A 6,000-nucleotide genomic window follows, 5' to 3' on the forward strand; every position below is an offset into this window, starting at 1 on the left:
AAACTGAAAAGCGCCCTTGCACAGCAGAATCCCTTTTGCTACATGGGGCTCCTCGCTGTTGAGAGACAGTGAGACATACTACCAAGCGGTCGTGGCGGAATTGGTAGACGCGCAGCGTTGAGGTCGCTGTCCGGTAACACGGGTGGAAGTTCGAGTCTTCTCGACCGCACCATAACTGACTTCATGGTCAGAAATACCCCCTAACGCCTTGAACGGCATGGATAATTTGGGGGTTCTAGGTACTTCATTTCTCACATACTCGATCCGGTCTGCAAAGGCCAGTTTGAGTATGGGCCGGCGTAAGGTGGTATGGCCACTTTCCCAGAGTTTCCAAGGGTTTGCGAGGAATAGCAGGACTGGTTCTAGTTTTTCCTCGAAGGACGTATCTGGTCCGGCCCGATTGGCCAGTTTTTCGCTTAAAATGAGCTTTTGATGCTCAAGGTCTGCAATCTTGTTTTCATAGGCAGAGATCACGGCCGCGTTGCTGGCGCCAATGATTCTTTCCAAAAGACCTTCAACTTGCTTTTCAATCGCCGACAGTTGCTCCTGTCCTGACCGCAGAATTTCTTTTGCTTGCTCACGCCTCGCGTTCCACGCGTAGCGGAACATGGCCGTTGCAAGCGTCATGAGGCCCGTGGTTGGCTGAAGCTGTTTGATCAACGCACCGACTTCCGCTTCGACCTTGTCGCGCGGTGTGGACTTCCCGTAAGCCTCACAGCCTTTTGTCTGGCACAGGTAGTATGGATAGTGACCGCCATTGCCCCTGGTGATGGATGAGCGCAGCGGCACGCCGCAGCAGCCACAGGTCACAAACCCACGCAAGGCGAACTCATCGCCGATATTCTTGCGGGCAGGTGCATGCGCCTTTCCCTTGCGCAGTGTTTGTACCTTGTCGAAGGTATCCAGCGAGAACAGCCCCTCATGATGGCCCTTCAACCATTGAATGCCGTAAGTCTCGGAGCAGATATATCCGGTGTAAATCGGGCTGCTGAGAATGTCGGCAATTCGCTGCTGGGTGATGATGCCCTTCTTGTTGCGCGGGAAGTCAGGAAAGCTCTCAAAGAAGCGTCCGATCTCTGCTGGAGTTCTAAAACGCCCCGTTGCATATCCTTCAAAGCCTTCACGAATGATGGAAGCAAAGGGCTCTTGCGGGAACAGCATCTTGCCGCGTCCCTTCACGGTCTTGCTGATAGCCGACCGGGGCAAGATGGATCCAATAGCCGCTTTGCATGCGGGCTTTCATCTTCTGCGCTACTTGGCGGCTGTTCTGCTTACGCTCCAAAGCCCCTTGTGCGGCGATGATGGTTTCTATGAACTCGCCTTCCGGCGTGTCATCGAACTTGAAGTTCAGGCATTCGATCCGGGCACCGCGTTTGCGGAAGGCTTCGCGCAGATCAAGATGGAAACGGGTGTCGCGTGCAAAGCGTTTCAGGTCATCGAAGATGACGGTGAAGGCTTCACCGGGCTGGGCATCCAGAAAGCTGAGCAAGGCCACCATGCCGGGGCGCTGCATGAAGTTCCCGCCGCCCGAGATTGTGTCGGGAAAGACGGCAACAATCTCATAGCCTTTGCTTTGTGCATACTGACGGCAACGGGTTTCCTGACCCTCAAGGCCATGGCCGTCATCGGCCTGTCCCTTTGAAGAGACACGGCAATAAATAATGGCTTTGGATGGAAGTTGTATGGGTGGTGCGTTTGTCATGCCTCCTCCTTTTTGTGTTCGTTTTCTTTGTCGGGGACTTCACTTGATTGTACCAAATCTCCGCGAAAAAGTGCAGTTAAATCAATATCTTTTTCAGACTTGGCAGAGCCTGAAGTTATGGAAATTCTAAGGTCGATGAAGGTGTGAATGATCGCCCAGAGTGCTTCTATGCATTGGCGTTTGTCAGCTTCACTGATCTCGTCAGTTTCCAGATAGGGAAGCCAGTCTTCCCAGTTGAAGTGGATCGCCATTTGCTCTGACTGGCCGTCATTCTGGGCTTCTGTTGGCGGGGAGGTGTTTCGGTTCATTTTACGTTTCCTTTGCTTTCGTGTCTCCTTCTGTTTACTTTTGTCGATAAGAACAAAAGAAGAACATACTATCTAAGGCAAGTAAATGTCAAGGATTTTAGTCCTATCCGTGTTTTGCTACTTATTGGACGGCTTGCTCAGTTTCGACTGTAGGACTGGCTGCGCTCTTGCAGCTTCTCAGCCTTGCGGCTTGCGATCTCCGCCTCTTTGACCGGGCGGTGATAGGCTTCCTCAAAGACCTTGCCGTCCTCATAGAGGCTTTTGCCGTGTTTGGTCTGGAAGGCGTCTTTCATCATCGATTTCGCATACGACTGCGTTACGCCGAGGTCTTTGGCCAATTCCAATGATGTATTGTCGTAAGCCTTGTAGAACGGCTGTGTCGGGCCGTCCTTGATCCGCTCACCGATGGTGTCAGCCTTCTGGAGGGCACGCGTTTCAGAGTCAGCGGGCAAAGTTTGCTCTACCTCTAACAGTCCTTCGCAGGTTTGGTTCATGCTTTGGCTGTAGCGGCCCTGATAAATATCGCGCAGGATGCTTTCGCCTTTCAAAGCGTCGAATCTCTCCGCACGTGCAAAGGCATGGGAATAGTCGGTCAGTTTTTCCCGGAAAGAGCCGCTTTTGTGGATCTCATTGTGAATGACCCCTGTGATCGCCCAGGCTTCGCGGAACTGGTTTTCGGTAAGGCCTTGCCCGGAATACGTCTCACGGGCAGCCTGAATGCGGGCGGATTGAGTGCTGGGTTGTCTGTCATCGGATGGCATGGGTTTGTCTCCTTATCTGTCACGTGATGGACCGTTGCGGTGGTGGGTCTGTGTGAAGGATTGCCGTGCTTGGTGGGTTGGACTGTCTCGCATGCGGATCTCTTCCTTCAGCGCTTTGTATTGATCGAGTTCATCGCGCTGGATCGTGTCCAGCCTCAGCTTGTGATCGCGCTGAACACGCGCATCGGCCTTGCGGTGCAAAGCTTGCCTGTCGGATGTCTTGTGCGCGCCGGGGGGCAAGGGTTGATCAAGGCGAACGCTGTGCTCCTCGCGCAAAATGACTTCTTTTGCATCCGTCAGGCGCGCGGCATAATTTCGGGCGTAGTCGCTCTCTTCAGCCTTTACCCGCTTGTTCGTCTCATCGATGATCGCGTTGAAACGATCCCAGTCTTCCGCTTGCTTTAAAGACCGGGCAAGCGACTGGCGGGTGGCCTCAACAAAGACTTCTCGAACAGCTTCCGTCGTCGATAAACTCATCAATTCACTCCCGAATTTGCGACGTAAGTCGAGTTTGTGGTAACGTGTTACCGTGATTGCTTTTGAAGACATTCAGGATGTTGAGGATTGGCTTGAACCGCTTGGCTATGAAGCGTTTTGGCAAGCCGTCGAGCCTTGGTCGGTGTTTGCTGTCGATGACCGGGCGCATTTTGATGATGTGCTTGCGCGGAATGCGACGGACATGGACACCATGCTCACCTGCCTGAAGGCAGAAGTTCGCATTCTTCTGACTGAGCGCCTTGATCTCAAGCGCCGTCTCCATGAACCTCAAGATCGGGCTTACCTTACGCGTCTTCATTAGCGTGTCTCCGCCTTGAACCAGCGGAAGCACGTACAATGTCCATTGCGCGCCGGTACTTTTTGCAGCCCCGTCCAACCGAGATACGTGCAGTCGATGTAGTGACGCGCGGCCAGCGGATTGTGCCTGTCGCCGTTATCATGAAAGCGATAGCTCACCACCAGATGGGGAGTGCCGAAGAAGGCGACGGTGGCCCAGCCTCCAAGGACTGGTATCAGCCAGATAAAAAGCACAGCATGTTTCATCATGGGGACACCGTCGGCTGAGCAAGGGTGAGGATTTTATTGGACACAAGGCGTCCGCCCTCCAGCGGGTTGTCAGCGACAAGGTCGCAGTAAGGAGCGATCTGGTTTTGACCAATCGTCCGCGCCAAAAAGAACCCGACGCCTTTGATGTGCACCAGCTGGTGTTCCGGCGGCATCGCCATCAGTTCTGCTGGAGACACGTTGGGTTGCTTTCCAAGATTGAGGCTGGTTTGGGAATTCAGGTCAGATTCAAAACCACTGAGGCCTTCAGACACCATATGCTGCTCTCCAATGGCCTTGGAGATACGCTCGGCTTCTTCGAATGACGAAAATCCGAACCACTGTTTGACTATGGCGTTTTCTTCCAGAGTGCGGGTTTCCTGCTCGCCGAACTTTCGGATAAATTCCGAGCGGCTCTGGGCTACGGAGTGAATGGCCCCCCCAAACGCACGGAGGGTAGTGATTTGGGAGATGAGTGGTTTGACAGGGCAGTTGGTGATTTCATCTGCGACAACCTCAAGCCCGCCAGCGCCATGGTAGAGAGCATCTGTAAAGGCAAGGATGTGCAGCGCGTAATAGGTGCCAAGGCGCGGCATGTAGGCCTGTGGCCCGACAAGGAAAATCATCGTCTTGTCGCGAATAAGGCTCTCATGTGTCTCGGACGCACCGCGCCCGGCTTCATGCAGTCTTGTTCCCTCAGAAAACAGCTCAATAGCACGCTGTGCTTCTTCCAGATGCTGTGGCCAGTGTTCGTGTGGGCGCATGCCCAAAATGGCCTTGGCCTGCGCTTTTGCCTGGCCTTCGCCTTCTTCCGCTTCAATCCCGGCAAAGCTTTCCAGCATGTCCGGATCATTCAGAATGACGGAAATTGAACCTGGCGTGGTATTTTCCGGGGCGCGGCTCAACATGGTGCTGTTGGCAAAGGAAATCAGTTTGCGTGGCCAAGCCCGGAAGTATTTGTTTTTTGAGTCATTGTTTGGTTCTTCAATGATCGCATGGGTGATGTTCTCCTCCGCGAATATCGTGTCCCTCGCATCGCGCTGATAAGTTGAGACCAGCGCACCAAATGGGTTGAGCGTGACTCGCCACGCTTCCAGTTCAGGCCGGACACCCATGTCGTCAATGACGGCAACCTTGACGCCCAGCTCAGCCAGCATCGGGACCATTTGCGCGGCCATTTCCCCGTCCTTGCCATCGAGCACGAGCGTGGCTTTGTTGCGAGCGCCGGAGATCAGGGAAAACAGCCAAGGCATGCAGCCGCGTGTGGTTTTGCCGCCGCCATTGGCGGACATCAGCATGCTGTGCCCGCCCGGAGCGAAGATCGGCTCTCCGCTCTCTATTGTAAGACCGACAAGCCGTCGGCCTTCTGGATCGATGACCTTTTGGTTTCGTAAACGCCGGAAGGGGAAGCTCATTTGATCAATCCCTTCCGCCGTAACTGCGCGACGTTGGTCATGTCATTGGCTTTGGGCATGGCGCCCTTGGACCGGAACATCCGCCACTTGCGGCGCCCAGACATATATCTGGCAAGCTCGACCAGGGCTTTGAACGTGCCGAGAATTCCGGCTGCAAAACAAATACCGGCATGCAAGAGGAAGAACACAAAATCTGGATTTTGTCCGATCCGCCAGAACCCCCTGATCCTCCCCCTTTGAAGTGGTCCTCCGCTATGTTTAGGAAAACGGAGGAAACACATGACCAACAAGCGACCAAAGCCGGAGGAGATTGTTACGAAGTTACGGCAGGTTGAGGTTCTGACGGGGCAAGGGATGCCGCGTCTGGATGCTATCCGTCAGATCGGGGTGACTGAACAAACGTTCTACCGCTGGAAGAAGAAGTACGGTGGAATGGGCACAGATCAATTGAAGGAACTGAAACGCCTTCAGCAAGAAAACGAGCGATTGCGCAGGGCCGTTTCTGATTTGACCTTGGACAAGTTAATTTTGGCGGAGGCCGCTAAGGGAAACTTCTAAGCCCCGCTCGCCGTCGTGCTTGCATTGATCGTGTTCGCGGTGAATTGAATGTCTCAGAACGCCGGGCTTGCCGCGTTTTGAGACAACACCGATCCACACAACGTAAGGTACCAGTTGGTCGTCCAGACGAAGAGCGGTTGGTGGCCGACATGATCGAGCTGACCCGGCAATATGGCCGATACGGCTATCGTCGGATCGCTGCGCTGCTGAGAGAT

The 6,000-nt window shown here is 54.1% G+C and carries 8 protein-coding genes, 1 tRNA gene and 2 pseudogenes; 3 read left to right on the plus strand and 8 right to left on the minus strand.

Features of this window, described 5'->3' with window-relative positions; genetic code table 11:
• The first annotated feature begins 85 nt into the window (after positions 1-85).
• Positions 86-172: transfer RNA gene (locus V6575_RS21330), tRNA-Leu, on the plus strand.
• 500 nt (positions 173-672) lie between these two features.
• On the opposite strand, the pseudogene V6575_RS23370 reads toward V6575_RS21330, so the two are convergent.
• The 5 genes and pseudogenes from V6575_RS23370 to V6575_RS21350 all read right to left on the minus strand — a co-directional run.
• Positions 673-1,161 (minus strand): annotated as a pseudogene (locus tag V6575_RS23370) (recombinase family protein); the annotation flags it as partial.
• A complete protein-coding gene (locus tag V6575_RS21335) occupies positions 1,121-1,702 on the minus strand; it encodes a recombinase family protein (protein WP_340277310.1) in 582 nt (193 codons plus the stop codon). The pseudogene V6575_RS23370 and the gene V6575_RS21335, both read right to left, overlap by 41 nt.
• Positions 1,699-2,010 (minus strand): hypothetical protein, encoded by a 312-nt coding sequence (locus V6575_RS21340; RefSeq protein ID WP_340277311.1) that lies wholly within the window; start codon positions 2,008-2,010, stop codon positions 1,699-1,701. The genes V6575_RS21335 and V6575_RS21340 overlap by 4 nt, the downstream gene beginning before the upstream one ends.
• 137 nt (positions 2,011-2,147) lie before the next feature.
• Positions 2,148-2,771: a hypothetical protein gene (locus V6575_RS21345; protein ID WP_340277313.1), complete on the minus strand. Its 624-nt coding sequence runs from the start codon at positions 2,769-2,771 to the stop codon at positions 2,148-2,150.
• 12 nt (positions 2,772-2,783) lie between these two features.
• Positions 2,784-3,248 carry a hypothetical protein gene (locus V6575_RS21350; RefSeq protein ID WP_340277315.1) on the minus strand — a complete coding sequence of 155 codons (465 nt, stop codon included), beginning with the start codon at positions 3,246-3,248 and terminating at the stop codon, positions 2,784-2,786.
• 52 nt (positions 3,249-3,300) lie between these two features.
• On the opposite strand from V6575_RS21350, the gene V6575_RS21355 reads away from it, so the two are divergent.
• Entirely contained in the window at positions 3,301-3,570 is a 270-nt protein-coding gene (locus V6575_RS21355) for a hypothetical protein (protein WP_340277317.1), read from the plus strand.
• Here V6575_RS21355 and V6575_RS21360 read toward each other — a convergent pair.
• From V6575_RS21360 to V6575_RS21370, 3 genes are read right to left on the minus strand one after another with little or no spacing between them, the layout of a single operon-like run.
• The gene (locus V6575_RS21360; RefSeq protein WP_340277318.1) at positions 3,567-3,815 is read right to left on the minus strand and encodes a hypothetical protein; all 249 of its coding nucleotides are present in this window, start codon (positions 3,813-3,815) and stop codon (positions 3,567-3,569) included. The genes V6575_RS21355 and V6575_RS21360 overlap by 4 nt on opposite strands.
• Positions 3,812-5,227, minus strand: a complete 1,416-nt coding sequence (locus tag V6575_RS21365) for a type IV secretory system conjugative DNA transfer family protein (RefSeq protein ID WP_340277319.1) — start codon at positions 5,225-5,227, stop codon at positions 3,812-3,814. Before V6575_RS21365 ends, V6575_RS21360 begins: the two co-directional genes overlap by 4 nt.
• A complete protein-coding gene (locus tag V6575_RS21370; protein WP_340277321.1) occupies positions 5,224-5,415 on the minus strand; it encodes a hypothetical protein in 192 nt (63 codons plus the stop codon). The genes V6575_RS21365 and V6575_RS21370 overlap by 4 nt, the downstream gene beginning before the upstream one ends.
• A gap of 91 nt (positions 5,416-5,506) precedes the next feature.
• Between V6575_RS21370 and V6575_RS21375 the strand changes: the two are divergent.
• Positions 5,507-6,000: pseudogene (locus V6575_RS21375) on the plus strand (transposase); the annotation flags it as partial.

It is taken from the genome of Roseibium algae (genome assembly GCF_037783265.1).
GTDB classification, from domain to species: Bacteria; Pseudomonadota; Alphaproteobacteria; order Rhizobiales; family Stappiaceae; genus Roseibium; species Roseibium algae.